This is a genomic window from Aestuariivirga sp., assembly GCF_020252395.1.
Taxonomy (GTDB): Bacteria; Pseudomonadota; Alphaproteobacteria; order Rhizobiales; family Aestuariivirgaceae; genus Aestuariivirga.
Map to the genome: position 1 here is coordinate 237,346 of NZ_JADCDB010000002.1, position 23,952 is coordinate 261,297.

Annotated in this window: 28 protein-coding genes and 1 tRNA gene; 19 read left to right on the forward strand and 10 right to left on the reverse strand. The window is 63.0% G+C overall.

Annotation, left to right across the window (positions count from 1 at the left end):
* The first annotated feature begins 105 nt into the window (after window positions 1-105).
* The 10 genes from IOC82_RS02410 to IOC82_RS02455 are packed head-to-tail and all read left to right on the forward strand — an operon-like array spanning window position 106 to window position 7,589.
* Window positions 106-687 (forward strand): DUF1285 domain-containing protein, encoded by a 582-nt coding sequence (locus IOC82_RS02410; protein WP_366935634.1) that lies wholly within the window; start codon window positions 106-108, stop codon window positions 685-687.
* On the forward strand, window positions 684-1,313 hold the full coding sequence (locus tag IOC82_RS02415; protein ID WP_290544572.1) for a CoA pyrophosphatase: 630 nt from the start codon (window positions 684-686) through the stop codon (window positions 1,311-1,313). The genes IOC82_RS02410 and IOC82_RS02415 overlap by 4 nt, the downstream gene beginning before the upstream one ends.
* Window positions 1,310-2,491 (forward strand): CCA tRNA nucleotidyltransferase, encoded by a 1,182-nt coding sequence (locus IOC82_RS02420; protein WP_290544573.1) that lies wholly within the window; start codon window positions 1,310-1,312, stop codon window positions 2,489-2,491. The genes IOC82_RS02415 and IOC82_RS02420 overlap by 4 nt, the downstream gene beginning before the upstream one ends.
* A gap of 11 nt (window positions 2,492-2,502) precedes the next feature.
* Entirely contained in the window at window positions 2,503-2,874 is a 372-nt protein-coding gene (locus IOC82_RS02425; RefSeq protein ID WP_290544574.1) for a cupin domain-containing protein, read from the forward strand.
* On the forward strand, window positions 2,871-3,626 hold the full coding sequence (locus IOC82_RS02430) for an SDR family oxidoreductase (protein ID WP_290544575.1): 756 nt from the start codon (window positions 2,871-2,873) through the stop codon (window positions 3,624-3,626). Before IOC82_RS02425 ends, IOC82_RS02430 begins: the two co-directional genes overlap by 4 nt.
* Window positions 3,623-4,021, forward strand: coding sequence for a dihydroneopterin aldolase (gene folB / locus IOC82_RS02435; protein WP_290544576.1), 399 nt, complete (start codon window positions 3,623-3,625; stop codon window positions 4,019-4,021). The genes IOC82_RS02430 and folB overlap by 4 nt, the downstream gene beginning before the upstream one ends.
* A 43-nt stretch (window positions 4,022-4,064) precedes the next feature.
* On the forward strand, window positions 4,065-5,975 hold the full coding sequence (uvrC, locus tag IOC82_RS02440; protein ID WP_290544577.1) for an excinuclease ABC subunit UvrC: 1,911 nt from the start codon (window positions 4,065-4,067) through the stop codon (window positions 5,973-5,975).
* Window positions 5,976-5,983: 8 nt separating this feature from the next.
* Window positions 5,984-6,580 (forward strand): CDP-diacylglycerol--glycerol-3-phosphate 3-phosphatidyltransferase, encoded by a 597-nt coding sequence (gene pgsA / locus IOC82_RS02445; protein WP_290544578.1) that lies wholly within the window; start codon window positions 5,984-5,986, stop codon window positions 6,578-6,580.
* Entirely contained in the window at window positions 6,580-6,831 is a 252-nt protein-coding gene (gene moaD, locus IOC82_RS02450) for a molybdopterin converting factor subunit 1 (protein WP_290544579.1), read from the forward strand. Before pgsA ends, moaD begins: the two co-directional genes overlap by 1 nt.
* Window positions 6,831-7,589, forward strand: a complete 759-nt coding sequence (locus IOC82_RS02455; RefSeq protein ID WP_290544580.1) for a pseudouridine synthase — start codon at window positions 6,831-6,833, stop codon at window positions 7,587-7,589. Before moaD ends, IOC82_RS02455 begins: the two co-directional genes overlap by 1 nt.
* Window positions 7,590-7,670: 81 nt before the next feature.
* Here IOC82_RS02455 and IOC82_RS02460 read toward each other — a convergent pair whose 3' ends face one another.
* Complete coding sequence (locus IOC82_RS02460; protein ID WP_290544581.1) at window positions 7,671-8,189, reverse strand: hypothetical protein; 519 nt, start codon at window positions 8,187-8,189, stop codon at window positions 7,671-7,673.
* A gap of 156 nt (window positions 8,190-8,345) precedes the next feature.
* Between IOC82_RS02460 and arsB the strand changes: the two genes are divergently transcribed.
* Both arsB and IOC82_RS02470 read left to right on the forward strand, forming a co-directional pair.
* Window positions 8,346-9,392, forward strand: coding sequence for an ACR3 family arsenite efflux transporter (arsB, locus tag IOC82_RS02465; protein WP_290544582.1), 1,047 nt, complete (start codon window positions 8,346-8,348; stop codon window positions 9,390-9,392).
* The gene (locus IOC82_RS02470; protein ID WP_290544583.1) at window positions 9,389-9,808 is read left to right on the forward strand and encodes an arsenate reductase family protein; all 420 of its coding nucleotides are present in this window, start codon (window positions 9,389-9,391) and stop codon (window positions 9,806-9,808) included. The genes arsB and IOC82_RS02470 overlap by 4 nt, the downstream gene beginning before the upstream one ends.
* Before the next feature lie 51 nt (window positions 9,809-9,859).
* Here IOC82_RS02470 and IOC82_RS02475 read toward each other — a convergent pair whose 3' ends face one another.
* Both IOC82_RS02475 and metC read right to left on the reverse strand, forming a co-directional pair.
* Window positions 9,860-10,351: a CreA family protein gene (locus IOC82_RS02475; RefSeq protein WP_290544708.1), complete on the reverse strand. Its 492-nt coding sequence runs from the start codon at window positions 10,349-10,351 to the stop codon at window positions 9,860-9,862.
* A gap of 74 nt (window positions 10,352-10,425) precedes the next feature.
* A complete protein-coding gene (metC, locus tag IOC82_RS02480) occupies window positions 10,426-11,604 on the reverse strand; it encodes a cystathionine beta-lyase (RefSeq protein WP_366935635.1) in 1,179 nt (392 codons plus the stop codon).
* 75 nt (window positions 11,605-11,679) lie between these two features.
* Here metC and IOC82_RS02485 point away from each other — a divergent pair, with 75 nt between their 5' ends.
* From IOC82_RS02485 to IOC82_RS02500, 4 genes are all read left to right on the forward strand, one after another.
* Window positions 11,680-11,898, forward strand: coding sequence for a hypothetical protein (locus IOC82_RS02485; protein WP_290544584.1), 219 nt, complete (start codon window positions 11,680-11,682; stop codon window positions 11,896-11,898).
* 47 nt (window positions 11,899-11,945) lie between these two features.
* On the forward strand, window positions 11,946-13,424 hold the full coding sequence (gene gatB / locus IOC82_RS02490) for an Asp-tRNA(Asn)/Glu-tRNA(Gln) amidotransferase subunit GatB (RefSeq protein ID WP_290544585.1): 1,479 nt from the start codon (window positions 11,946-11,948) through the stop codon (window positions 13,422-13,424).
* A 271-nt stretch (window positions 13,425-13,695) separates the two neighbouring features.
* Window positions 13,696-14,517 carry a glutathione S-transferase family protein gene (locus IOC82_RS02495; protein WP_290544586.1) on the forward strand — a complete coding sequence of 274 codons (822 nt, stop codon included), beginning with the start codon at window positions 13,696-13,698 and terminating at the stop codon, window positions 14,515-14,517.
* A gap of 20 nt (window positions 14,518-14,537) precedes the next feature.
* Window positions 14,538-15,542 carry an endonuclease/exonuclease/phosphatase family protein gene (locus IOC82_RS02500; protein ID WP_290544587.1) on the forward strand — a complete coding sequence of 335 codons (1,005 nt, stop codon included), beginning with the start codon at window positions 14,538-14,540 and terminating at the stop codon, window positions 15,540-15,542.
* Between the two features lie 61 nt (window positions 15,543-15,603).
* On the opposite strand, the gene IOC82_RS02505 is transcribed toward IOC82_RS02500, so the two are convergent.
* Window positions 15,604-15,888, reverse strand: a complete 285-nt coding sequence (locus IOC82_RS02505) for a hypothetical protein (protein ID WP_290544588.1) — start codon at window positions 15,886-15,888, stop codon at window positions 15,604-15,606.
* A 212-nt stretch (window positions 15,889-16,100) separates the two neighbouring features.
* Window positions 16,101-17,135 (reverse strand): Fe(3+) ABC transporter substrate-binding protein, encoded by a 1,035-nt coding sequence (locus IOC82_RS02510; protein WP_290544589.1) that lies wholly within the window; start codon window positions 17,133-17,135, stop codon window positions 16,101-16,103.
* A 169-nt stretch (window positions 17,136-17,304) separates the two neighbouring features.
* Between IOC82_RS02510 and IOC82_RS02515 the strand changes: the two genes are divergently transcribed.
* From IOC82_RS02515 to IOC82_RS02525, 3 genes are all read left to right on the forward strand, one after another.
* Window positions 17,305-17,511, forward strand: a complete 207-nt coding sequence (locus IOC82_RS02515; protein ID WP_290544590.1) for a hypothetical protein — start codon at window positions 17,305-17,307, stop codon at window positions 17,509-17,511.
* Between the two features lie 56 nt (window positions 17,512-17,567).
* Window positions 17,568-17,660, forward strand: a tRNA-Ser gene (locus IOC82_RS02520).
* A 947-nt stretch (window positions 17,661-18,607) separates the two neighbouring features.
* Window positions 18,608-19,075: a copper uptake system-associated protein gene (locus IOC82_RS02525; RefSeq protein WP_290544591.1), complete on the forward strand. Its 468-nt coding sequence runs from the start codon at window positions 18,608-18,610 to the stop codon at window positions 19,073-19,075.
* Between the two features lie 23 nt (window positions 19,076-19,098).
* On the opposite strand, the gene IOC82_RS02530 is transcribed toward IOC82_RS02525, so the two are convergent.
* From IOC82_RS02530 to IOC82_RS02550, 5 genes are all read right to left on the reverse strand, one after another.
* Window positions 19,099-19,344 carry a hypothetical protein gene (locus IOC82_RS02530; protein ID WP_290544592.1) on the reverse strand — a complete coding sequence of 82 codons (246 nt, stop codon included), beginning with the start codon at window positions 19,342-19,344 and terminating at the stop codon, window positions 19,099-19,101.
* Between the two features lie 124 nt (window positions 19,345-19,468).
* The gene (locus IOC82_RS02535; protein ID WP_290544593.1) at window positions 19,469-21,379 is read right to left on the reverse strand and encodes a PhoX family phosphatase; all 1,911 of its coding nucleotides are present in this window, start codon (window positions 21,377-21,379) and stop codon (window positions 19,469-19,471) included.
* A gap of 131 nt (window positions 21,380-21,510) precedes the next feature.
* The gene (locus tag IOC82_RS02540) at window positions 21,511-21,912 is read right to left on the reverse strand and encodes a hypothetical protein (RefSeq protein ID WP_290544594.1); all 402 of its coding nucleotides are present in this window, start codon (window positions 21,910-21,912) and stop codon (window positions 21,511-21,513) included.
* Window positions 21,909-23,228, reverse strand: a complete 1,320-nt coding sequence (locus tag IOC82_RS02545) for a recombinase family protein (protein WP_290544595.1) — start codon at window positions 23,226-23,228, stop codon at window positions 21,909-21,911. The genes IOC82_RS02540 and IOC82_RS02545 overlap by 4 nt, the downstream gene beginning before the upstream one ends.
* On the reverse strand, window positions 23,228-23,734 hold the full coding sequence (locus tag IOC82_RS02550) for a DUF2924 domain-containing protein (RefSeq protein ID WP_290544596.1): 507 nt from the start codon (window positions 23,732-23,734) through the stop codon (window positions 23,228-23,230). Before IOC82_RS02550 ends, IOC82_RS02545 begins: the two co-directional genes overlap by 1 nt.
* Window positions 23,735-23,952 lie beyond the last annotated feature (218 nt).

The following is a 23,952-nucleotide window of genomic DNA, read 5'->3' on the forward strand; positions in this document are numbered from 1 at the left end:
GATTCGGCCCCCGGCGGGCCCGTTCAATTGATTTGATCCTTGCCGGGCGAGAATGGCCTAAAAGAGGCGCGAAGGACAGTCCGACTCAACTGTAATGACGCGAAAATGAACACGGATCCGCGCGATGCCAGCAACCCCCTCAAGGGGCTTGGAGAGGTGTCAAAGGCCAAGGGGCCGCCGCCCCTCCACCTGTGGAATCCGCCCTTCTGCGGCGACATCGACATGCGCATCGCCCAGGACGGCACCTGGTTTTACATGAATTCGCCGATCGGGCGGAAACCGCTGGTCCAGCTTTTCGCCTCGGTGCTGCGGCTGGATGCGGACGGGAAGTACTATCTCGTCACCCCTGTGGAAAAGGTGGGGATCCAGGTCGATGACGCACCCTTCACCGCGATCCGCATGCGGGTGGAGGGCGAAGGGAAGAGCCAGATCCTGCATTTCGAGACCAATGTGGATGAGGAGGTCGCGATCGATGACGCACATCCCTTACGCTTTGCCGAGGAGCAGGGCACGGGTGGCCTCAAGCCCTATGTGCTGGTCAGGGTCAATCTCGAGGCGCTGGTGAGCCGCGCCCTGTTCTATGAGCTGGCTTCGGCGGGCGTGGTGGAGGAGGGCTGGTTCGGCGTCTGGTCGTCTGGCCGCTTCTACCCCATGCAGAAGGCCACCGAGATCGGGCTCGCCTCTTGAGCGCTATTGACGAGGCGGCGTTCCGGGTGCTGGCGGCCCGGCGGCTTCATGCCGAAGCACCGCCCCAGCACAGCTTCAGCGACGACGACCTGAACCCCACCGCGCGGATGATCCCCGCCACCGAGCAGCCGAAGCCCGCCGCCGTACTGGTGCCGCTGGTGCAGCGCGAGGACGGCCTCAACCTGCTCCTAACCGAGCGTCAGCCCCACCTGCGCCGCCATGCCGGGCAGATCGCCTTTCCCGGCGGGCGCATTGACGAAAAGGATGCCAATGCCGTCGCCGCAGCACTCCGCGAGACGGAGGAGGAGACGGGTATCGCGCCCAGCTTCGTGGAACCCATCGGCTTCCTCGACGCCTATCTGACCTCAACGAACTACCGCGTCGTGCCAGTGGTGGCCGTGCTGCACCCCGGCTTCACCGTGGCGCCGCAAGAGGCGGAGGTGAAGGACGTCTTCGAGGTGCCGCTCGCCTTCCTCATGGACCCAGCCCATCACGTGCTCCATTCGCGCGACTGGCAGGGCCAGACCCGCTATTACTATGCCATGCCGTGGCAGGAGCGTTATATCTGGGGCGCAACCGCCGGCATGATCCGCAATCTCTACCGCCTGATGTATGAAACGCCATGAGCAAGCTTCCCTCCCTCGCCGCTGAAGCGTGGCTCCAGGAGCCCGCGCTGCAGCGCCTGTTCGCGGTGCTGGCCACGGCAGGCGGCGAGGGCCGCGTGGCGGGAGGCGCCGTGCGCAACGCGCTGCTGGGCGAGCAGGTGACGGAGGTCGACGTCGCCACCAACCTCTCGCCCGAGCAGGTGACGGCGGCCTGCTCGGCTGCCGGTATGGCCGTCCATCCCACCGGCATCGACCACGGCACGGTCACTGCCGTTGTCGACCATCACCCTTACGAAGTGACCACACTGCGCCATGATCTTGAGACCGACGGCCGCCGCGCCAAGGTGAAGTTTACCGGCGACTGGGAGACGGACGCCCAGCGGCGCGACTTCACGATGAACGCGCTCTACTGCGATGCGCAGGGCAGGATCTATGATTACGTCAATGGCTGGGCGGACGTGCAGGCACGCCGCGTCATCTTTGTGGGCGATGCGGAGCAGCGCATCACGGAGGACTATCTCCGCATCCTGCGCTTCTTCCGCTTCCATGCGCGCTATGGCCACGGCGCGCCTGATGCCGCGGGTCTTCAAGCCTGCATGCGCCTCAAGTCAGGCCTCGATAGCCTCTCGGCGGAGCGTATCCGTCAGGAGGTGTTCAAGCTCATGGCCGCCCCCGGCGCCGTCGCCACGCTGCAGCTGATGGCGGCGCAAGGCATTCTCGCCCATCTTCTTCCGTATACGGAAGACTGGTCTGTGCTCGAGCGCTTGCCGCCCGATGCGGTGCTGAGGCTCGCCGCCTTGGCCAGCAATCCGCTGGCCATGACGTCGCGCTGGCGTCTCTCCAACGAGGAGGGCGCGAGGCTCCGCAACATGGTTTCGCATGTGCCGCCTTCGCCCACGCTGCGCCCGGCCGAGCAGCGCATCATTCTCTACCAGTTGGGCGCTGGCGCGTGGCGCGATCTCGTCCTGCTCGCCTGGGCGCGGTCCGCTGCGCCGATGGAGGATGCTGGCTGGCAGGCGCTTCTGGACCTGCCGCTGCGCTGGACCATTCCCGCGCTGCCCGTCACCGGGCACGATCTTCTTGCCGCGGGCATGAAGCCCGGACCGGACATCGGCATCGTGCTGAAGAAGCTTGAAGACTGGTGGGCCGCCTCCGATTTCGAGCCAACGCGCGACGAGCTGCTGAAACGACTGACATAGAGGAACGAGACATGGCCGATATTCTGGTGATGAAGAGCAAGGGCAAGCATGCCCCAGAGCCCGAGAAGGGCAAGCCCGGCGCCGAAAAGCTGGTCAGGGGCAAGTACCGCACCACGACCTGGAACCATTTCACCGGCGAGGATGACCGCCTCTACTGCGGCATCTGGGAATCGACGCCCGGCAAGGTGAAGATCGACTATTCCGAGTGGGAGTTCTGCCATTTCATCGAGGGCAAGGCGATCCTCACCAATGAGGACGGCAAGACCTGGACGCTGAAGAAGGGCGATGCCTTCATCATTCCCGCGGGCTTCAAGGGCACGTGGGAGACGGTGAAGAAGGTGAGGAAGCATTACGTCATCCTGCTGCCGAAGCCATCGGCATGAAGAGGTCGGTTCTTGTCACGGGATCGGCCAGGCGCATCGGGCGCCGGCTGGCGCTCGATCTTGCCCAGGACGGTTGGGATGTGGCCGTCCACTGCAACGCCTCGATCGCCGAAGCCGGGGAGGTGGCGGGCTTGATCCGCGCCATGGGCCGCAACACGGTGATCGTGCGCGGCAACCTGTCGGAGGCCGACGTGCCGGACCGGCTGATCGCCGAAGCCTCCGCGGCGCTGGGCGGCCTCACCTGCCTCATCAACAATGCCTCGCTGTTCGAGCCCGACGAGGTGGGCGCCATCACCAAGGCGAGCTGGGCCGACCATCTCGACACCAACCTGCGGGCACCCGTCTTCCTCTCCCAGGCCTTCGCCCGGCAACTGCCGGAGGGCGAAGAGGGCAACATTATCTCCATCATCGACCAGCGCGTGTGGAAGTTGAACCCGAAGTTCTTCTCCTATACCACCTCTAAGTCGGGCCTGTGGACGGCCACCCGCACGCTGGCCCAGGCGCTGGCGCCCAATATCCGCGTCAATGCCATCGGCCCTGGTCCCGCCCTTCCGTCAGCGCGCATGGACCAGGCGGAGTTCGACAAGCAGGCGAAACTGACGCTTCTGGGCCGCGGCACGTCGCCGGAGGAGATTTCCGCCGCCGTCAAATTCATATTGTCACAACCGTCACTGACGGGGCAGATGATCGCGCTGGACGGTGGCCAGCATCTTGTCTGGCAGACGCCGGACGTCGTCGAGGTCAATGAATGAAGAAGCCGATGATCAGCCATCACGTGGCGAGCGCCACATCGGGCCTCCGCCACGTTTTCGTGCGCGACCTGGACCTGATGGCGCTGATCGGCATCTACGCGCATGAAAAGACCGATCCGCAGCGCATCATCGTCAACATCGACCTTTCGGTTCAGGAAGGCGAGGGCCCGCAGGACGACGACATCGGCCACGTCGTGTCCTACGAGATCGTGGTGAAAAAGGTGGAACAGATCATCGCCGGGGGCCACATCAATCTGGTCGAGACGCTGTGCGAGAAAATCGCCGCCGCCTGTCTGCGCGACAAGCGCGTGGTGGCCGCGCGCGTGCGGGTCGAGAAGCCTGACATTATCAAGAATGCCCGCAGCGTGGGCGTGGAGATCGAGCGCCAGAGATAGCAGGGCGCTTTGCCGCACCGCGCTGCGGATGTAGAAAGCCGTCATGACGTCCGAGCCCGCCCAAGCGCCCGATGAGTCGCCCATCCCTGACGCAAGGGGAACAGACCTCATCCGCGATTTCGTCACCAGGCTGCCGCCCAAGCCCGGTGTCTACCGCATGTATGACGCCAAGGGCGATGTCATCTATGTGGGCAAGGCGCGCAACCTGAAGAACCGCGTCTCGAACTACACCCGCGCCTGGGGCCACACGGCGCGGATTGCCACCATGATCTCGCTCACCGCCAACATGGAGTTCGTGACGACGGCGACCGAGGCGGAGGCGCTACTGCTCGAAGCCAACCTCATCAAGAAGCTGAAGCCGCGCTTCAACGTGATCCTCAGGGACGACAAGTCCTTCCCCTATATCCTCATCGCCAGGGATCATAACGTGGCGCAACTGGTGAAGCACCGTGGTGCGCGCAACCGCAAGGGAAGCTATTTCGGCCCCTTCGCCTCGGCGGGCGCTGTGAACCGCGCCATCAACACGCTGCAAAAGGCGTTTCTTCTGCGCACCTGCACCGACAGCGTCTATGCCAACCGCACCAGGCCGTGCTTGCTCTACCAGATCAAGCGGTGTTCGGCTCCTTGCGTCAACTACATCACGCCCGAGGCCTATGCCGAGCTCGCCAAGGAGGCGGAGGCCTTCCTTAATGGCAAGAGCCAGACGGTGAAGGCCGAGCTCGCCAAGCAGATGGAGGAAGCCGCCGAGAACCTCGATTTCGAGCGCGCCGCCACCTACCGCGACCGCATCCAGGCCATGAGTTTCGTCACCCAGATGCAGGGCATCAACCCGCAGGGCGTGGAGGAGGCGGATGTTTTCGGCTTGAGCCAAGAGGGCGGGCAGACCTGCATCCAGGTGTTCTTCTTCCGCTCCTTCCAGAACTGGGGCAACCGCGCCTATTACCCGAAGGCCGACAAGAGCCACGAAGCGCCGGAGATCATGGCCTCCTTTCTCGCCCAGTTCTATGACGACAAGCCCATTCCCGGCCTCGTGCTGCTGTCGCATGACGTGGAGGAGCGTGAGCTGCTCGAGGAAGCCCTCTCCACCCATGCCGGCCGCAAGATCGAAGTCGCGGCGCCGCAGCGCGGCGAGAAGAAGACCCTCGTCGAGCATGCCGTCACCAATGCCCGCGAGGCGCTGGGCCGCCGCATGGCCGAAACCTCGTCGCAGACGAAGCTGCTCGAAGGCGTGCAGAAGGTGTTTGACCTTCCGGAAGTGCCGCGCCGCATCGAGGTCTATGACAACTCGCATATCCAGGGCGCGAACCCGGTGGGTGGCATGATCGTGGCGGGGCCGGACGGCTTCATCAAGCCGCAGTACCGCAAGTTCAATATCCGGTCCGAGGAGATCGGATCGGACGACTTCGCCATGATGCGTGAGGTGCTGACCCGGCGCTTCAGCCGCCTTCTCAAGGAGGAGGCGGAAACCCGCGGGGAGGAACAGGCGAAAGACGTGCAGGCCTGGCCGGACCTCGTCCTGATCGACGGCGGCCAGGGCCAGCTTTCCGCCGCCAAGGCCGTGCTGGACGAGCTGGGCCTCTCCGACCTGCCCGTGGCGGGCGTCGCCAAAGGGCCGGACCGCGACGCGGGGCGCGAGCATTTCTATGTGCCGGGCCGGGCCTCGTTTATGCTCGAGGCTAGGGACCCGGTGCTTTACTACATCCAGCGCCTGCGGGATGAGGCGCACAGGTTTGCCATCGGCTCGCACCGGGCCCGGCGCTCCCGGGCCATCGGGGTCAACCCGCTGGACGAGGTTCCGGGCATAGGGCCCTTGCGTAAGAAAGCCTTGCTGCAGGCCTTCGGTTCGGCCAAAGCGGTGTCAAGGGCGAGCGTCACCGGCCTTGCCGCGGTGGAAGGGGTGAGCCACGCCCTCGCGCAGGCTATTTACGACCACTTCCACGACAGTGCAGAATGAGCGCCGGAATGAATCAGTCGGAGACAGGCAAGGCAGCGGCTTTTTCGAAGGTGTGGAACCTTCCGAACATCCTCACCTATGGCCGCATCGTGGCGGTGCCCGTGGTGGCAGGGCTGCTGCTGTGGGGCGGCAACGACGCACGCTGGGCCGCACTCGCCATCTATCTGCTGGCCGCCGTCAGCGACTTCCTGGATGGTTATCTCGCCCGGCGCTGGCAGCAGCAGTCATCCCTCGGCCGCATGCTGGACCCGATCGCCGACAAGGTGCTGGTCGCCGTCGTGCTGCTCGTGCTCTGTGCCGATGACATTCTGCGCGGCGGCCACATCTGGGCGGCCATCATCATCCTGTCGCGCGAGGTGCTGGTCTCAGGGCTTCGCGAATATCTGGGCGAGCTGCAGGTTTCGGTGCCGGTCACGAGGATCGCCAAGTGGAAGACCGCGGTGCAGATGATCGCCATTGGCCTCCTCATCGCCGGTCCCGCGGGCGATACGGTAATCCCGCATACGACGGCCGCGGGCATCGCCATGCTGTGGGTTGCCGCGGCACTGACGCTTTACACCGGCTATGATTATTTCCGCGCCGGCATCCGGCACGTTGTCGATTGATGAAGATCCTCTATTTCGCCCGCATCCGGCAGATCGCCGGCAAGAGCGCCGAAGACGTGGAGGTGCCCGCCTCCGTCGCAACAGTCGCTGACCTCATCGATCATCTGAGCGCAGTTGACGAAGCCGTAGCCGCCGCGCTGGCCGAACGCCGCACGCTGCGCGCCGCGGTGGACCAGACCCATGTGGCGCTCGACGCCCCGGTTAGGGGCGCGCGCGAGGTGGCCTTCTTCCCGCCCGTCACGGGCGGCTGATGCGCCTCAACGTCTATCTCCAGAAGGCTGGAGCAGGCTCTCGCCGCGAGGCGGAGCGGCTGGTGGCCGGCGGCCGCGTCTCGGTCAACGGCAGCAAGGCCACGCCGACGACGCCGGTGGAGGAGGGCGACACCGTGCTGATCGACGGCCGCCCCGTGGCGCCGGAGACGAAGCTCTTGCCGCGCCTCTTCCTGCTCAACAAGCCGGTCGACGTGCTGGTCACCCACCGCGACCACAAGGGCCGCAAGACGATCTTCGATTTGCCGGCGCTGAACCCGCCGCAATGGACCGGCCGCCACCCGCGGGTGATGAATGTCGGACGGCTGGACGTCAACAGCGAGGGCCTGCTGGTGCTCTCCTCCGACGGCCCGCTGGCCCAGGCCATGATGAGCCCGGAAATGGCCCTGTCGCGGCTCTACCGCGTGCGGGTGAGGGGCCAGTTGAATCCCGCCGAGATCGAGGCCATCGCCCAAGGCATCGCCATCGACGGCGTCGAATACCGCGGCGCGGAATTCGTCGAGGAATATGGCCAGGGCGAGCGCGCCAACCGCTGGTACCGCTGCGTGCTGACGGAAGGCAAGAACCGCGAGATCCGCAAGCTCTTCGATCACTTCGGCTGCGTGGTGAACCGCCTGGTGCGCCTGCAATATGGTCCCTTCACATTGGGCGGCATGGAGCCCGGCGAAGTCCGCGAGGCGCCGGCTGCCCAGGTGAAGGCGCTGATGGACGAGCTGGCGAAGAAGGGTGCGAAGCTCTGACCCTGTTCTTTCCCCGGCCCCACGCAGTGGGGCAGCGGAGTGCGGACGTGCCCGGTCCGCCGTCCCGGGCAGCCGCGCTTTTCATCGCGGCCTGATCTCGACACGCGCGGCAGACAGGCGATCGAGGAGAGCGATCCGCTTCCTGATTGGCCACCAGTCATAAAGGAAGATCTCGAGCGGCCGCCACAAGGCCACCCATCCAAGGATGAACAGACCCTGTTCGGTCATCTGGGCGAAGGTCGAGCTTCCGCCCGAATGCCCCAGCAGATGGATGATGAGCGTGCAGAGACCGAGAACCGCCAGTCCGATGGCGAGCGACAGGCGGCCGATCCGGAACAGGTCCCTCAGCTGATAGCGCGCCTGCGTTGCGCGGTAGCGGAAGGAATTGCTCAAGGCCGTGGGAAGGTCTTGCGAAAGGCCCCGCTCTGCCTCGCTTCGCGGCAGTTCGATGACCAGCAGCAGCGGGTTTGCCGATCCCACCTCTTCGGCGGATTCGATAATGTATTCGGCTGCCCTGTCATCCAGGTCGCGGATGTGGAACGGAGACGGATCGAACGAGTTCAGAATCTGCTCCGGTGAGTTGATCTTGATTTCGATCACGGGGTCATCCAATCGCGGCGCGTGAAAAATAACATGGGGTCTGCTCCTCCAGTCCCTTGGAGCATGATCCTCCTTTTCCGTCCAGCCCGCCGGGCCTTCATCAATCGGTCACATGTCCGCATTATGAGCGACAGGTCTGCAATTTAGGCGCCCCGCATGCCGTTGTTCGAACGCTATCTCACCGTCTGGGTGTTGCTGTGCATCCTCGCCGGCATTGCGCTGGGGCAGATGATGCCGGGGGTGTTCGAGGCGATCAGCGCCATGGAGGTGGCGAAGGTCAACCTGCCGGTTGCCGTGCTCATCTGGGCGATGATCGTGCCGATGCTGGTGAAGATCGACTTCGCGGCGCTGTCCGAGGTCACCCGCCACTGGCGCGGCATCGGCGTTACGCTGTTCATCAACTGGGCGGTGAAGCCTTTTTCCATGGCGCTGCTGGGCTGGATCTTCATCGGCTGGCTGTTCCGGCCATGGCTCCCCGCGGACCAGATCGACAGCTACATCGCCGGCCTTATCCTGCTCGCCGCCGCGCCCTGCACTGCCATGGTCTTCGTGTGGAGCAACCTCACAAGGGGCGAGCCGCATTTCACGCTCTCGCAGGTGGCCCTCAACGACGCGATCATGATCGTCGCCTTCGCGCCACTGGTCGCCTTTCTGCTCGGAATCTCGGCCATCGCCGTGCCGTGGGAGACGCTGATCCTGTCGGTGGCGCTCTACATCGTCGTTCCGGTCATCGCAGCACAGCTGATCCGCCGCAGGGTGCTGGCGTCGGGCGGCGAGGCGGCCCTGCAAGGCCTGCTGAAGCGGCTTCAGCCCATCTCGCTGGCGGCGCTGCTCGCCACGCTCGTGCTGCTCTTCGCCTTCCAGGGGCCGCAGATCATCGCCCAGCCGATGGTCATCGCCCTTCTTGCCGTGCCTATTCTCATCCAGGTCTATTTCAACGCCGGCCTCGCCTATCTGCTCAACCGCTGGAGCGGCGAACAGCATTGCGTGGCGGGGCCCTCGGCGCTCATCGGCGCTTCGAATTTCTTCGAGCTCGCGGTCGCTGCCGCCATCAGCCTCTTCGGTCTCCACTCGGGTGCGGCACTCGCCACCGTGGTGGGCGTGCTCATCGAGGTGCCGGTCATGCTGTCGGTGGTGAAGATCGTCAATGCCAGCAAGGGCTGGTACGAGGCAGGCCTGCGCCACGGGCGCGCCAGGCCGTGAGCGCCGTCATTCACCACAACCCGGATTGCGGCACCTCGCGCAACGTGCTGGCGATCGTCGAGGCGGCGGGTTACCGCCCCATCATCATCGAATACCTGCAAACCGGCTGGACTCGGGCGCAGCTGCTCGGCCTCTTCGCCGCCGCGGGATTGACGCCGCGCACCGCGCTGCGCACCTCGAAATCGCCCGCCGCTGGACTGGGCCTGCTCGGCGAGGACGTGAGCGGCGAGACGATCCTTGCCGCCATGATCGAGCACCCTGTGCTGGTCAACCGTCCCATCGTCTGCACGGCCAAAGGCGTGCGCCTGTGCCGGCCCAGCGAAACGGTGCTCGACCTTCTGGAGCGCTGGCCGCCCGGCCCCTTCCTCAAGGAAGACGGCAGCCTGCTGATCGACGCCGCCGGAAACCGCGCATGAAAAGCGGCCGGGTTGCCCGGCCGCCCCTTCAGCGGAAGAATCCTTGAGGCCTCACGGATTCACGAAATCCCCGCACTTCGGCGCCTGCTCGTTGCCCCATGGCATCACCGGCACGGTGGAGGTGGAGTTCTGCGGCGAGCCTTCAATCAGCCGGTCGGTGTAGGAGAGATAGACCAGCACGTTGCGCTGGGCGTCGCAGCCCCTCACGATCTGCATCTTCTTCCAGAACAGCGAACGGCGCTCGCGGTAGATTTCCTCGCCCTGGGAGAACTTCGAGGTGATCTTGATCGGCCCCACCTGGCGGCAGGCGATGGAAGTGACGGAGCTCTCGTCGGCGAAGCCCGCCCAACCCTTCCAGCCGCCCACCCGCGGCAGGGTGAAGTAGCAGGCAACGCCCTCGACGAGCGGATCGTCGATCACAAAGGTGTCCAGCGTGGCGTTGGGCGAGAGCATCCGCCACACGGTGGTCTTCTGGAAAATCAGCTGCGGGTCATCCGCCAGCTGCTGGGCAATGGCGGGGGCGGATATCCCCAGAACGGCCATCAAGGCTGCAAGAAACCGAAAAATTCGCGTCATGGAACCCTCCAAACCCCGATATAGGAACGAAATCCGATTTTTCAAGAGGCGGAATTCAGCGCCTTGAAGCCTTCCGCAAGGTCGGCCTTGAGATCGTCCGGATTCTCGAGTCCGATGTGCAGGCGCAGCGACCAGCCCTCCGGCTGCCAGCGCGTGGCTGTGCGGTGCGGCTTGAACGGCACCACAAGGCTCTCATAGCCGCCCCAGCTATAACCCATGCCGAACAGTTGCAGCTTGTCGAGGAAGGCCGCCGTGGCTGTCTCCGAGCAGGGTTTCAGCACCACCGAGAATAACCCGCAGGCGCCGCGGAAATCGCGCTTCCACAGTTCGTGCCCGGGCGCGTTGGACAGGGCAGGGTAGAGCACGGTGTCGACCTCCGCCCGGCCGCGGAGCCACTCGGCCACGTTCATCGCGTTCTTCATGTGGCGCTCGAGGCGCACGTCGAGGGTGTGGATGCCGCGCAGGGTGAGGTACATGTCATCGGGCCCGGCGAACTGGCCCATTTCCTCATAGGCGTGGCGGAAGGTCTCCCACGTCTCCTTCGTGCAGGTGACGGTGCCCATCATCGCATCGGAGTGGCCGACGAGATATTTCGTGGCCGCCTGGATCGAGACATCCGCGCCATGCTCGAAGGCCTTGAAATAGTGGCCAGCCCCCCAGGTATTGTCGATGAAGACGAGGACGCCTGCCTTGTGCGCGGCCTCCGCTATGGCCGGAATGTCCTGCACCTCCATGGTCTGCGAACCGGGGCTCTCGGCATAGACCACGCGGGTGTTGGGCCTGATCAGGCTAGCGATGCCGCGGCCAATCAGCGGATCGTAATAGGTGGTCTCGACACCCAGCCCCTTCAGCAGCCCGTCGCAGAACTGGCGGGCCGGCTGGTAGACGGTGTCGACCATCAGCAGGTGGTCACCGGCCTTCAGGAAGGCGAGGAGGGCGGTGGAGATGGCGGCAAGGCCCGAGGGCAGCATTTTGGCATTGTGCCCACCCTCGACGAGGGCCACGGCTTCCTCCACCGCGCGCGAGGTTGGCGTGCCGCGCCGGCCATAGACATAGGCCTGCGTGCGGTCCTTGAGGGCTGCGGTATCCGGGAACAGCACGGTGGAGCCGTGGTAGACCGCCGGATTGACGAAACCGTGCTCGGCATAGTCGCGGCCCGCCGCCACCAGGCGGGTCTCGGGCGACAGGGCGGACAGATCGGGTTTCGATTTCGACATCATCACACGCCAATGTTAGGCTTGAGGGGCTAGCATGCGGGGCCGCGAGGGGGAACCCCCGGCCATTGAAAGGGTCCCATGTCGCCACTCGCCATCCTCGTCATGAAGGTCCTGCGCTGGGGCGTGCTGGGTGTTTCCGGCTTCCTGTGCCTCGTGCTTTTCATCGAGGCGTGGAAGCACGGTTGGGACCTGAAGGCCGTCAATTGGGGCTTCATGGCCGTGGTTGGGCTGCTCGCCGTGGCCGCCCTGTGGCTGGCCCGTTCCATCGGCCGGGAACTGGCCAAGCACGGGTCTTGAACCCGGGCTCCCGAGTGGCTACCAAGGCGCCAGATTGAGGTGAGAAGATGCTGGATTCCGCGAAACGCGTGGCCGAGAAGAAGGACTGGATCAAGGGAGCGACCGGGGACTGGGAAGTCGTCCTCGGCCTCGAGGTCCATGCCCAGGTGCTTGCCAAGTCCAAGCTGTTCTCCGGCGCCTCGGCCGAATTCGGCGGCGCCCCCAACGACCACGTCTCCCTCGTCGATGCCGCCATGCCGGGCATGCTGCCGGTGATCAATGAATTCTGCGTCGAGCAGGCAGTAAGGACCGGTCTCGGCCTCAAGGCCCGGATCAACAAGCGCTCGGTCTTCGACCGCAAGAACTATTTCTACCCCGATCTGCCGCAGGGCTACCAGATCTCGCAATACAAGCAGCCCGTGGTGGGCGAGGGCTCGGTGCATGTGGACGTCGACGGCCGTGCCGTCAAGGTCGGCATCGAGCGGCTGCACCTGGAGCAGGACGCCGGCAAGTCGCTCCACGACCAGCATCCCAGCATGAGCTTCGTCGATTTGAACCGCTCCGGCTGCGCCCTGATGGAAATCGTGTCCAAGCCCGACATGCGCTCGGCGGAGGAGGCCAAGGCCTATGTGACGAAGCTCCGGCAGATCATGCGCTACTTAGGCACCTGCGACGGCAACATGGAGCAGGGCTCGCTGCGCGCCGACGTCAACGTGTCAGTCCGCCGCCCGGGGGCTGAATTCGGCACCCGCTGCGAGATCAAGAACGTCAATTCAATCCGCTTCATGGGCCAGGCCATCGAATACGAGGCGCGCCGCCAGATTGGCATCCTGGAGGACGGCGGCTCGATCGACCAGGAAACCCGCCTCTTCGACCCGAAGAAGGGCGAGACCCGCTCCATGCGCTCCAAGGAAGAGGCGCATGACTACCGCTACTTCCCCGACCCGGACCTGTTGCCGCTGGAACTTGAGGATGCCTTCATCGGCAAGATCGAGGCCTCGCTCCCCGAACTTCCCGACGGCAAGATCGCCCGCTTCATGACGGACTATGGGCTCACCGCCTATGACGCCCAGGTGCTGACCGCCGAGTGCGCGTCGGCCGACTTTTTCGAGCAGGTGGCGAAGGGCCGCGACGGTAAGTCCGCCGCCAACTGGGTGATCAACGAGCTGTTCGGCCGCCTGAACAAGGAAGGGAAGTCGGTCGACACCACCCCCGTCTCCGCCGCACAGCTGGGTGAGATCGTGGACCTGATTGCCGCCGGGACGATTTCCGGCAAGATCGCCAAGGACGTGTTCGAGATCGTCTGGACCGAGGGCGGTTCGCCCGCCCAGATCGTCGAAACCCGGGGCATGAAGCAGGTGACCGACACCGGCGCCATTGAGAAGGCGGTCGACGAGATCATCGCCGCCAACCCGGACAAGGTGGAACAGGTCAAGGACAAGCCCACCATGCTGAGCTGGTTCGTCGGCCAGGTGATGAAGACCACCGGCGGCAAGGCCAACCCCCAGGCCGTCAGCGGCCTGCTCAAGGCCAAGCTGGGGATATGAGCGGCCCGCCCCAAAGCCGCTTCCCCTTTAGCTGTCACCCCGGCGAAGGCCTTCATGACGGCATTTGTTTTAATTTTTTCAATTACTTGCAAGAATTACCAGACTTCTCTTGTTAGCTCGTCCCGGCGCCTCAAGTTAGTGAAAACACCTCTTTTTGATAACAGATTTTCTTTTTCAGTCAGTGGCTTGGTTTCAGTTGTCCTTTCGCAATCTTCTCCGCTATAGTCCGTACCCGGAGTTTTGTTGTGTCGGGGCCGGGAGGAGTTAAACCATGGCGAAGACAGCCAAGAAGGCTGCGAAAAGACCTGAGTCGAAGAAGTCTGAGTCGAAGAAGCCTGTGGCAAAAAAAGCGGAGCCGAAGAAGACCGCCGCCACAAAGAAGGCGGCAAAGCCGATGCCGGCCAGGAAGCTGGCGGCGAAGAAGCCGGCGGCCGCCGCCGCGCCGGCCTCCGGCCCCGTCAACAAGGAGCGCTTCACGCTTTATGGCATGCTGGGCTCCGGCCCGACCTATACCGTGGGTCTCATGCTCTCGCTGGCGAAGCATCCCTTCTCCTATTTCCACGTGAACCTGCGCGAGGGCCAGCACAAGCAGCCGGACTATCTCGTCAAGAACCGCTACGGCCAGGTGCCGGCATTGCGTGACGGCCACGTCTATTACGTGCAGTCGGCGGCGATCCTGCAGCACCTCGCGGACGAGCTTCACAAGTTCGACGGCAAGACCGGGCTGGAGAAGAACCGCATCCGCGAGTGGCTGTTCTGGCAGTGGGACAAGCTGGCCGTTCCCATCTATCGCTTGCGTGCCCGCGCGCGCGGCCTGCGCCAGTTTGGCGACGAGGTGCGCATCATGTATGACACCGAGGCCAAGGCGGCGCTTGCCGTTCTCGAGAACGAGCTCGCAAGGTCCGAGTGGATCGCCGCCAGGCGCCCGACCATCGCCGACATCGGCGCCTATGGCATGCTGCGCTACACCGCCGAGGCGAACATCGACCTCACCCCATACCCCAATGTCTCCGCGTGGAAGAAACGCTTTGAGGCGCTTCCGGGCTTTGGTACGCCCGAACAGATACTTCCGATGGAGAGCAGGCTGATCTGACCTCTTGTATGGAGTAGCGCTTGGGCCAACCGGCTGACAGTCCATTGCAGACGCCAGAACAGCCGGAGGAAGTGGTGCCGCGCCGCAAGCGCAAGCCTACGGGCGGCTTCGGCTGCCTGCTGGGCCTGCTGCTGGGACTGTGCGGCCTGGCGGCCACGCGTCTCGGGCAGTTGTGGATCGCCTTCGACGTCTTCTCGCATTTCACGCTGCAATTCGCGGTGGTGACGGTTGGATTTCTGGCCGGCCTGGCGATGCCGCGCGCCAGGCTTCTCGCCGCAACCGTGATCATCGTGCTGGGGCTCGTCGGCATCGGCGTCTGGCCGCATGTGGCGAGCCGGGAGCCGCGCAGTGTGGGGCAGGCGGCGGCGGGCGAGCGCGCCCTGAAAGTCGCGGCCTTCAATTCGTTCTGGCACAACGCCAACGCCGATGCGGTGCTCGCTGAGGTCGAACGGCTCGATGCCGACGTGATCGCCCTCGTCGAGCTGGGGCCGGCGCAGCGCCCGATCCTCGATGTGCTCAAAGGCCGTTATCCCTATCAATACCACTGCCTGAAGACCGGCTTCTGCAGCATGGCGCTGCTGTCCAAACTGCCGTTCGCCGAAGCGGCCGGCCGCGGGCGGGATGGCGGTCCGTCTTTCCTGCGCGCAAGGCTTGGCCCGGAAGCCGGGGGGCTCACGGTATTCGCGGTGCACACCAATCGATTTCCCCGCTTCCTGCAGCAGTTCAGCGAAATGAAACAACTTGCCGCTCTCATCGGGAAGGCGCCGGGGCCGCACCTGGTCATGGGAGACTTCAACGCCACGCCGTTCTCGCGAACCCTTTCGGTGCTGCCCGGCGCCGCCAACCTGACCCGGCTCACCAACCTGCCAAGCTGGCCGGCGCAGGCGGGCCTGCCGCAGCTCGCCATTGACCATATCTTCGTCTCGCCCGGCATCCGCCTGCTGGAGGCCGAACGCATCGGCGAGCCGGCCGGCTCCGACCATTATCCCGTGGCGCTCAGCATCGCGGTTCCGCTGCAGCCTTAGGGAAAAATGCAAAAGGGCCGGAAATCCGGCCCTCGCGCGTCATGCGGATTGTCAGCGCGGATCAATAGTCGAGCTGGTCGTTATCGCCCAGATTGTCCGGCGTCTGTTCCTGGGTGAGGTTGAAGATGTTGCTGTCGAACTGCTTCCTGGCGAGGTTCCGGTTATAGACCTCGGACTGGTAGATATCGACCTGGGCGTTGAACTTGCTCTGCTCGCTGTCGAGCGGCGGCGCGGCATCGTTGCCCAAGCCATAGTCCTGCCCCATGGGGATGAAGTTCTGGTCCGCCAGAGCCGGAACGGCCGAAAGGGCAAAAACCGCGGCAGCGGCCATCATCAAATAACGCATGGTCAACTCCAATCCAGATCACGATAGCCGATTATGGTTGAAAAAGCATCCACAATCCGCAACCCGGAACCTTGACTTTTCAGACCCACCCGTCGGTCCTTAGAGCATGATCCGCAAAAGTGAAACCCACTCTTGCCTTAAGATCATGCTCAAGCTTTCGATCTGGCGCATGTTCTTATCGATCAGGCGAGTCCACCTGATCGGGACATGCGCTAGTCGTTGAAGCCCACCTCGTCGACCAGCTTCGAGGCCTGGGGCTCCAGCCTGGCGATCTCGGCCACGTTCAGCGTGTCGGGGGTGAAGCTGCCCCAGGAGGTGACGATGACGTTGGGCGGCACCATGGGATTCACCGGATATTCGAAATTGCCATTGGCATAAAGCGCCTGGGCCTCGTCGCTGGCGAGGAATTCCATCAGCTTCAGGGCGTTGTCCTTGTTGGGCGCGTTGGCGGTGAGCAGCATGCCGGAGATGTTCACATGCGTGCCGAAATCGGGCGAGGTGGGGAACACGATCTTCACCGACTTGGCCCACTGCTGCTGCTCGGGCTCCTTCGTCTCGGTCAGCATCTTGCCCATGTAATAGGTGTTGGCCAGCGCCAGGTCGCATTCCCCGGCATACACACTCTTGGCCTGGCTGCGGTCATTGCCCGACGGCTTGACCGCCAGATTAGCCTTGAGGCCCTGGAGCCAGGTGCGCGCATAATCCTCGCCCTTGTGCGCAATCATCGCGGCGATGAGGCCCAGATTATAGGGGTGATTGCCGGGTCGCATGCAAATCTTGCCTTTCCACTTGGGGTCGGCCAACTCCTCATAGGTGATGGCGGTGATCGGCACCCGCTCGCGCGAGGCATAGACGACGCGGGCGCGCATCGTGAGGCCGAACCATTGGTTGTCTTTGTCGCGCAGGTTGGCCGGCACCTTGTCGAGGATAGCGGGATCATTCACCGGCTGGGCAAGGCCGCGGGCCGCGGCCTCGACCAGGCGCCCGGCATCGGCGGTGAGCAGCAGGTCGGCCGGGCTGTTGCGGCCCTCCTGGGCGAGCCGTTCGACGAGGCCGCTGTCGGCGAAGACCGCCTTCACTTCGATTCCCGTCCTGGCGGTGAAGGCGTCGAAAAGCGGCCTGATGAGCTCGGGCTGGCGGTAGGTATAGACATTCACCACGCCATCGGCCCGCGCCGGCAGGCCAGCCCCGGCGGCAATGGCAAGGCCGAGACCGAGACACAGGAGATGGCGGCGCGAGGCGAACATGGCAAACTCCTTCAAAGCGAATTGCGGGCGGCCTGCTCTATGGCGCGGCAGGGCCGGGTCTGTCAACAAAAACCGACTAAATTAGTCGGATTTTGGAACGGTTCCAAACTGGCAGCGCGCGGCGCAGAGGTCTATGGTGGGGCCAACGCGAACAGGAAAAGTGTGAACCATGGCATTCGAGCAACTGAAGGCGCAGATCGGCATGCTGCTGGGCGAGATGAATGGCCAGCCGGAAGACTTGCATGAGCTCTACTTGCAGGTTCACCAGGAACTGGCCCAGATGCGCGCCACCGGCATGGACGTGCCCGCCGACCTCGTGGAACTCGAGCAGCGCCTCCTTGCCGAGTTCCCGCTGGCCCCGCCGCCCAGGGCGTGAAGCATCCCACGGCAGGCTTGCATCCCCCATCAAATCACGGCAAGAAGCCGCAAGCAGGAGACGTGGCCGAGAGGCTGAAGGCAACGGTTTGCTAAATCGTCATACGCTTTCAAGGCGTATCGAGGGTTCGAATCCCTCCGTCTCCGCCAGTTTCCTGTCGCAAACTCCGACACACCCCCAATAAGCCTCGAAATTCCTTTTGGTTTCAAAAGGGTTTGGCAGGACCGACCGTACTTGTGAGACTGCGCTGGAGCCGGAATCCGGTCTCAGAAGCCCCGCAGTCTCATTCCGACCGAACCTCGGACGAAATTGGTACGCATGAAAATGCATTGCGATTTCAATGTGTTAAAAATACCGCGAAAACGTCTCGTTTGAAACGTTCGTCTCGCCCTCGGTTTCATAGAAACCAGCAGTGGGCGTGGTCGCACGAAGATCTGCGGTGCGTAGAACTCCCCGCTGATTCAGGGACAGAATTGTCCTGCCCCTTGACCAGTTGTGGAGGGGGATACAGAAGCACGGTATGGGACTCATCAGGAACCTCAGGTCGGCAAGACTGCTCGTCCTCGCATTGTATGCGTTGGCGGCAGTATCCGTCGGGTTCGCTCATAAGACCGCAACTATCACTGCAACTTCGATTGAGCTCGCGGCCTACATCCTTCCAGACGGCTCGGTTCCTGTCATTTGCAGTGACGTTGGTAACCACGATGCGGATCATGGTTCTAAGCATACTAGCCCCGTATGCGATGCGTGTCGTCTTGTGGCGGCACCTGGAGTGGTCTCGGCAAGTGAGTGTTGGGTCCCCGTCAGGCGTCCGTTGTCTTCGTTTCACTCGCGGGTCACTTCTGATCGCGATGAAATTCGCAGAAGCTCTCATGTTCCCCATCTGCGAGGACCTCCCGAAATAGGCTAATCGCAATGTGATTGCAGCCTGACCGGATCATCAAGAACTGATCTTCGGGGCAGCCGCCGCTGCTTGGCGCATGTCTGCAGATCACATGTTTGTTTTCTGCACCGTCTCCTGTAGCTCCGACCAGTTGACGAAGTATCGCGCTGTGCTCGCAGGAAGACTCCTCGATACAATGAAGGGATAAACATAATGATGAACACTACGCGTCGCGCGGTTCTTGCTGCCTCTTTGGTGCTTGGGCTGTTGCCGAATGTGGTGCTGGCTCATGACGACCAGCATGAAATCATTCACTTGATGAAGGGCATGTTTGACACGCCCGAAAATCCGCTTTCGGTTGAGCCTGTCGTTGTTATCGGTGACAATGCAATTGCCGGTTGGGTACAGGGCGAACGCGGTGGTCGGGCGCTTCTTTGGCGCGTTGACGGCCAGTGGAAGATTCGGCTTTGTAGTGGTGACAGTCTCAAAGACCCGAAGTTCTTAGAGAGCGCAAATATCTCCGCTGCGGATGCCACGACATTGGCCGCCCAGTTGGCTGCCGCTGAATCAAAACTGGATCCAGCCGTACTCGCTAAGTTCTCGAGCTTCGAAGGAACGATGATGATCGACCCCAAGGCCGGGCACGGAGGTCATAAACACGGCTCGACCACAACGCCGTAATACACTTGGTGACGAGTTGGCCGTCAGCGCGCGCCAATCGGCCGCGCTGGCGGTTTGTATCGCACGCAGTCTCTGCAATCAAATACCTGCCCCATCTGCTCCACCCATGGCAGATAGGTGGCTTCGATGAGCTCGTTCGCCGACACCGACGGCGGGTCGCGCGAAATCACCAACCGCTCGAGCACAACAGGTGACAGGTAGGCCAGCCGCAGCATGCGGCTGACGAAGCGGTCGGTAACTTTCTCGGCCTCGGCAATGTCATGGATCATTGTGGCCTCAACAGACTTGAGCACACGCCGCTTATGCAAGCAAAATGAGCTACGCACGGCTCGAAGAACCGAGTTATTTTTGCGTCATTCGGTTGCCCGCCAATGCGTCACATGCCTTGCCGGATCAGGACGCGACTTCCGCTCTGTCAATCCGCTGGATCGCAACCACCGCGGGACGCGGCACGCCGCCTGCCGCAAAGTCCGGCCACAGGGTCGTTGCCGTGGCCAGCGTGGCGCTGTCTTCAGCGGGATGCTGCACGCTGACAAACAGCGTAGTACCATCGGGAGTAAAACAGGGCCCGGCAGCCTCTGCGCCGGCTGGGCAGGCGAATAGCAACTTCGGCAAACCGCGCGCTGGGCCTTCGGTGTCGATGCCGTAGATGCCATCGGCAATGCCAAAGTCGTTGGCCCCATCGGTCGCCACGAACATCCGGCCCTTGGGGTCAAAGGTCAGATAGTCCGGGTTGATGAACCAGCCATCCGTCGACGTGTCAGGATGGAACTTTGCCCCATGCACCGGGTCGGCGGGGTTGCCTGCCAGCACGAACAGATCCCAGCCGTAGCTGCCAGCGGTGTGGTCGGCGTCCTTGCCAACCCCGCCCGGCGGGATCATCTCGACGATGTGGCCATAGAAATTCTCGGGCCGGGTGTTAACCGCGTTCAACTTTTCTGCAGTGATCTTCTTGTTCTTCGTCATGTTGGCGTAGACGCGGCCCGTGATCGGGTTCGCCTCCATGCCTTCCGGCCGGTCCATCGGGGTGGCGCCAAGGGCATCGGCAGCAAGACGGGTTTTCAGTAGCACCTCGGCCTGATCAGCAAATCCTTTTTCAGCGGTCAGCGGGCCCTGGCCATGAACCAGCGGCAACCAGTTCATTATGCCGTCGGCCGCAAACTGCGCCACAGACAGCGTGCCTGCGTCCAGAATATTTCTGCCCGTGGCCGGATTGGCCGGGTCATAGCTGGCGTCTGAGACAAAACGATAGACATATTCAAAGCTCGAATCATCGCCCATGTAGACGACCACGCGGCCATCCTTGTTAACGACCACGGTCGATCCTTCATGCGCGAATCGTCCTAACGCAGTGCGCTTGATCGGGGTCGAGGTCGGATCATAGGGATCAATCTCGACCACCCAATCAAAGTGGTTCGGCTCGTTCGGTTCCTTCTCAACGTTGAAGCGGTCCTCAGAACGGGCGAAGCCGTAATAGTCATCTCCGGCATATCCATAGCGTTCCAGTACGGCGGAGAAGGGGGTCTTTGCAATGTCGCCTGCAAAGATGTCACCTGCACCTTCTTCGCAGGTCAGCACGGTGCCCCAGGGCGTCACGCCGCCGCCACAGTTGTAGTTGGTGCCGCGTGCCGTCATCCCCTCGGGATCGGCTGCGGTCTTCATCCACGCATGCCCCGCCGCCGGACCAGACAGCGCCATCGCAGTGTCCATGGTGATGCGGCGGTTCATCGGGCTGTCCTGCACGATCTTCCAGACACCGGCCTCACGCTTTACTTCGACGATCGAATGCCCGATCGCGGCCTTGCACAGGGCCACCTGCTCGAGGGTCATCTTGGCGCCGCCTTCGCCATCATCAGGCATCTCGTCAAACATCACGTTGAAGCTGACATATTCGTTGTTCACGCAAAGCAGGCCGTTGTCGGAGTTCTGCGAACCCTTCGGTAGCGGCATGTAGCCAATGAAATCACAGTTGTAGCCAAACCGCGAAGCCTGATCAGCAGCTGTCATGGTGCGCAGATCTGGCGCACCTTGACCCGCCTGCATCGCATCGCCCCAGGCGGCGACTACATCGGCCTTGTAGCCATCGGCCACGTGATGCGTCTTGTCATATATGCGCTTTAGCTCGGTAAAGGTCAGGCTCGATGTCGCAGCCTGCGCATGGGCCGCGCCAGAAAACAGCGAGCCTACAAAGCCACTGGCGGCTACGGCGGTGATCCCAGCACCAGAGCCAAGGAGAAAGCCCCGACGCGTGACGCGGTCAGCAATGATTGTACGAATCGGCTGGCTAGTGTTTTGGGTGCGCATGTGCTTCTCTTTCTATGTTTGACAAAATTTAAGATAAATTTAGCACCGGCTGAGTAACAAATTGATGACGCAGGCTCAAAGCCCAAAACAGTGTCATCAATCATCTGGAAAACGAGTGATGCTGCAGGATTTTAGCGGGCTGAATTCCGATCCTCAAACACCCGCCTCATCTGCTCCGACCAAGGCAGATTGACCGCCTCGATGAGCTCGTTCATCGACACCGACGGCGGGTCGCGCGAGATGACCAACCGCTCCAGCACGTCCGGCGACAGGTAGGCCAGCCGCACCATGCGGCTGACGAAGCGGTCGGTGAATCCTTCGGCCTTCGCGATCTCGTGGATCGTTGCAGCCTCACCGGCTTCGAGCCGCCGCCGCCACGCCCAGGCGCGGCCCAGCGCTTTGAGGATGTGCGGATCCTGACTGCGGGACTGGAAATGCGTCCCCGGCTCCGGTGGCAAGATACGCGGCCGGCCATTCTGCCGCCGCTGCGTCAGCTGGATGAACACGCGGGTGGTGTCGTTCGCTTGCGTCATTCAGCAGCCTCCAGATGTACGATTTCGCCGATTTCTCGAACCAGCGTTGCAATGCCGTTATTTCGAAGATCGACCGCCATGCCGCTCGGCCCGACTGTGACCCTGTCGACCAGCAGCCGCACTATCCGGGTCTGCTCGGCCGGATAGAGCGCGTCCCAAAGGTCATTGAATCGCTGGAGCGCAGCAACGATTGCCCGCTCGTCCATCGGCCCGCCGTCGCGGCGCTGCGACTCGATCACTCGCGCAGCAATCTCCGGTGCACCGATGATCCGTCGCATCTCAGTAATTACCGCGCCATCGACCATGGCGGCTGCAAGTCGCATGGGGCCATCCCCGCCGCGCGCGTCGCGATTTCTGATCAGGTCCATTGATGTGTAGTAATGGTAAAGGCGCTCGCCTTTCCGCGTGTAGGTAGGCGTCATGGCGGCACCGGTGTCGGTGAAGATGATGCCCTTAAGCAGCGCCTCTGAGCTATTGCGGTTCTTGGCGCGCCGCTCGCGCGGACTTTCCTTCAGGATTGCATGAACGCGGTCCCAGAGTTCCTGCGTAATGATGGCGTCGTGCTCGCCGGGATAGGACGTTCCCTTGTGCACCGCCTCGCCCAGATAGACGCGACTGTTGATCAGTTTGTAGATGAAGCCCTTGTCGATCCGCTTGCCACGCTTGTTGCGCACATCCTCTGCTTGCAGTGCGCGCGCCAAAGTCGACGCAGAGCCAAGGGCGGCGAAGCGCTCGAAAATCATCCGCACCGTTACTGCCTCGGCTTCATTGACCACCAGCTTGCGGTCCTTGACGTCGTAACCCATCGGCACGAAGCCCCCCATCCACATGCCACGCTTGCGCGAGGCCGCGAACTTGTCGCGGATGCGCTCGCCGATCACCTCGCGCTCAAACTGCGCGAAGCTCAGAAGGATGTTGAGCGTCAGCCGTCCCATCGATGTGGTGGTGTTGAAGGACTGCGTGACCGACACGAAGGTGACGTTGTTGCGGTCGAACACCTCGACCAGCTTCGCGAAATCCATCAGTGAGCGCGACAGACGGTCGATTTTGTAGACGACGATGACGTCGATGAGCCCCGCCTCGATGTCGGCGATCAACCGTTTCAGTGCGGGGCGTTCCAACGTACCGCCGGAGAAGCCGCCATCATCATAGCGGTCGCGGATGGCGACCCAGCCCTCCGCCTTCTGACTGGCGACATAGGCCTCGCAGGCCTCGCGCTGTGCCTCAAGGGAGTTGAACTCCATGTCGAGGCCTTCCTCGGAAGACTTGCGGGTGTAGATGGCGCAGCGGGAGCGCTTGAGAGTGGTGCCGGCCATCAGCCCTTCCTCCCCGTACCGAGTGCAAAGAACCTGAAGCCGTTCCAACTCGTGCCGGTGATGGCCTTGGCGACGGCTGACAGCGATTTGAATTTCTTGCCCGCGAGGTCGTAGCCGTCGTGAAGGACGGTGACGGTGTGTTCGGTGCCATTCCATTCCCGCACGAGCTTCGTACCCGGCAGCGGGTTGCGGGCGTCATCGGCCATGCCCTTGCGCGTGACCTTGCCTTCGACCTCATCGGCCAACAGGTCCAGCGCGCGGCGGGTGTCGCGGGTGAGCCCCCCATAAGTCAGCTCCTGGATTCGTCCCGCGATCCGTACCTCCAGAAACGCGCGGCTGTTGTTGGGCGCCGCCGTGGCGAAGAGGTCCTCCCACTTCACCTTGAGCTCGTTCACCGACAGGCGCTGCAGGGCCGCCAGCTGGGCCAGCACAGTACCGTCCGTCTTGGGATCTTCCCCGGCGCGCGGGAGCGCCTGGGGTTTGGGTTTCGTCGCGGTCTTCATCATCACCCTCCAACTCGGTTGCGAAGTTTGCGACGGTGAGCACCGCTCTTCAGGGGCGAGAAGTCGACCAAACTGTCTCGGGCTGCCGCAGATAAAGTGCTGGACTGTTCGGGCAGGATGCGTCGCAGGCCGGCGCTCAGAATCTGCACCAGTTCATCGAGGCGCTCGGGCGGCGTCATGCGTTCCGGCGGCGTCCAGTTCGGGGCTATGGGGCTGGTGCT

Coding starts and splice junctions, on each gene's coding strand:
- IOC82_RS02410 (WP_366935634.1), top strand. CDS start 106: ATGAACACGGATCCGCGCGATGCCAGCAACCCCCTCAAGGGGCTTGGA.
- IOC82_RS02420 (WP_290544573.1), top strand. CDS start 1,310: ATGAGCAAGCTTCCCTCCCTCGCCGCTGAAGCGTGGCTCCAGGAGCCC.
- IOC82_RS02425 (WP_290544574.1), top strand. CDS start 2,503: ATGGCCGATATTCTGGTGATGAAGAGCAAGGGCAAGCATGCCCCAGAG.
- IOC82_RS02430 (WP_290544575.1), top strand. CDS start 2,871: ATGAAGAGGTCGGTTCTTGTCACGGGATCGGCCAGGCGCATCGGGCGC.
- folB (WP_290544576.1), top strand. CDS start 3,623: ATGAAGAAGCCGATGATCAGCCATCACGTGGCGAGCGCCACATCGGGC.
- uvrC (WP_290544577.1), top strand. CDS start 4,065: ATGACGTCCGAGCCCGCCCAAGCGCCCGATGAGTCGCCCATCCCTGAC.
- pgsA (WP_290544578.1), top strand. CDS start 5,984: ATGAATCAGTCGGAGACAGGCAAGGCAGCGGCTTTTTCGAAGGTGTGG.
- moaD (WP_290544579.1), top strand. CDS start 6,580: ATGAAGATCCTCTATTTCGCCCGCATCCGGCAGATCGCCGGCAAGAGC.
- IOC82_RS02455 (WP_290544580.1), top strand. CDS start 6,831: ATGCGCCTCAACGTCTATCTCCAGAAGGCTGGAGCAGGCTCTCGCCGC.
- arsB (WP_290544582.1), top strand. CDS start 8,346: ATGCCGTTGTTCGAACGCTATCTCACCGTCTGGGTGTTGCTGTGCATC.
- IOC82_RS02475 (WP_290544708.1), bottom strand. CDS start 10,351: ATGGCCGTTCTGGGGATATCCGCCCCCGCCATTGCCCAGCAGCTGGCG.
- metC (WP_366935635.1), bottom strand. CDS start 11,604: ATGATGTCGAAATCGAAACCCGATCTGTCCGCCCTGTCGCCCGAGACC.
- IOC82_RS02485 (WP_290544584.1), top strand. CDS start 11,680: ATGTCGCCACTCGCCATCCTCGTCATGAAGGTCCTGCGCTGGGGCGTG.
- gatB (WP_290544585.1), top strand. CDS start 11,946: ATGCTGGATTCCGCGAAACGCGTGGCCGAGAAGAAGGACTGGATCAAG.
- IOC82_RS02495 (WP_290544586.1), top strand. CDS start 13,696: ATGGCGAAGACAGCCAAGAAGGCTGCGAAAAGACCTGAGTCGAAGAAG.
- IOC82_RS02505 (WP_290544588.1), bottom strand. CDS start 15,888: ATGCGTTATTTGATGATGGCCGCTGCCGCGGTTTTTGCCCTTTCGGCC.
- IOC82_RS02510 (WP_290544589.1), bottom strand. CDS start 17,135: ATGTTCGCCTCGCGCCGCCATCTCCTGTGTCTCGGTCTCGGCCTTGCC.
- IOC82_RS02515 (WP_290544590.1), top strand. CDS start 17,305: ATGGCATTCGAGCAACTGAAGGCGCAGATCGGCATGCTGCTGGGCGAG.
- IOC82_RS02525 (WP_290544591.1), top strand. CDS start 18,608: ATGATGAACACTACGCGTCGCGCGGTTCTTGCTGCCTCTTTGGTGCTT.
- IOC82_RS02530 (WP_290544592.1), bottom strand. CDS start 19,344: ATGATCCATGACATTGCCGAGGCCGAGAAAGTTACCGACCGCTTCGTC.
- IOC82_RS02535 (WP_290544593.1), bottom strand. CDS start 21,379: ATGCGCACCCAAAACACTAGCCAGCCGATTCGTACAATCATTGCTGAC.
- IOC82_RS02540 (WP_290544594.1), bottom strand. CDS start 21,912: ATGACGCAAGCGAACGACACCACCCGCGTGTTCATCCAGCTGACGCAG.
- IOC82_RS02545 (WP_290544595.1), bottom strand. CDS start 23,228: ATGGCCGGCACCACTCTCAAGCGCTCCCGCTGCGCCATCTACACCCGC.
- IOC82_RS02550 (WP_290544596.1), bottom strand. CDS start 23,734: ATGATGAAGACCGCGACGAAACCCAAACCCCAGGCGCTCCCGCGCGCC.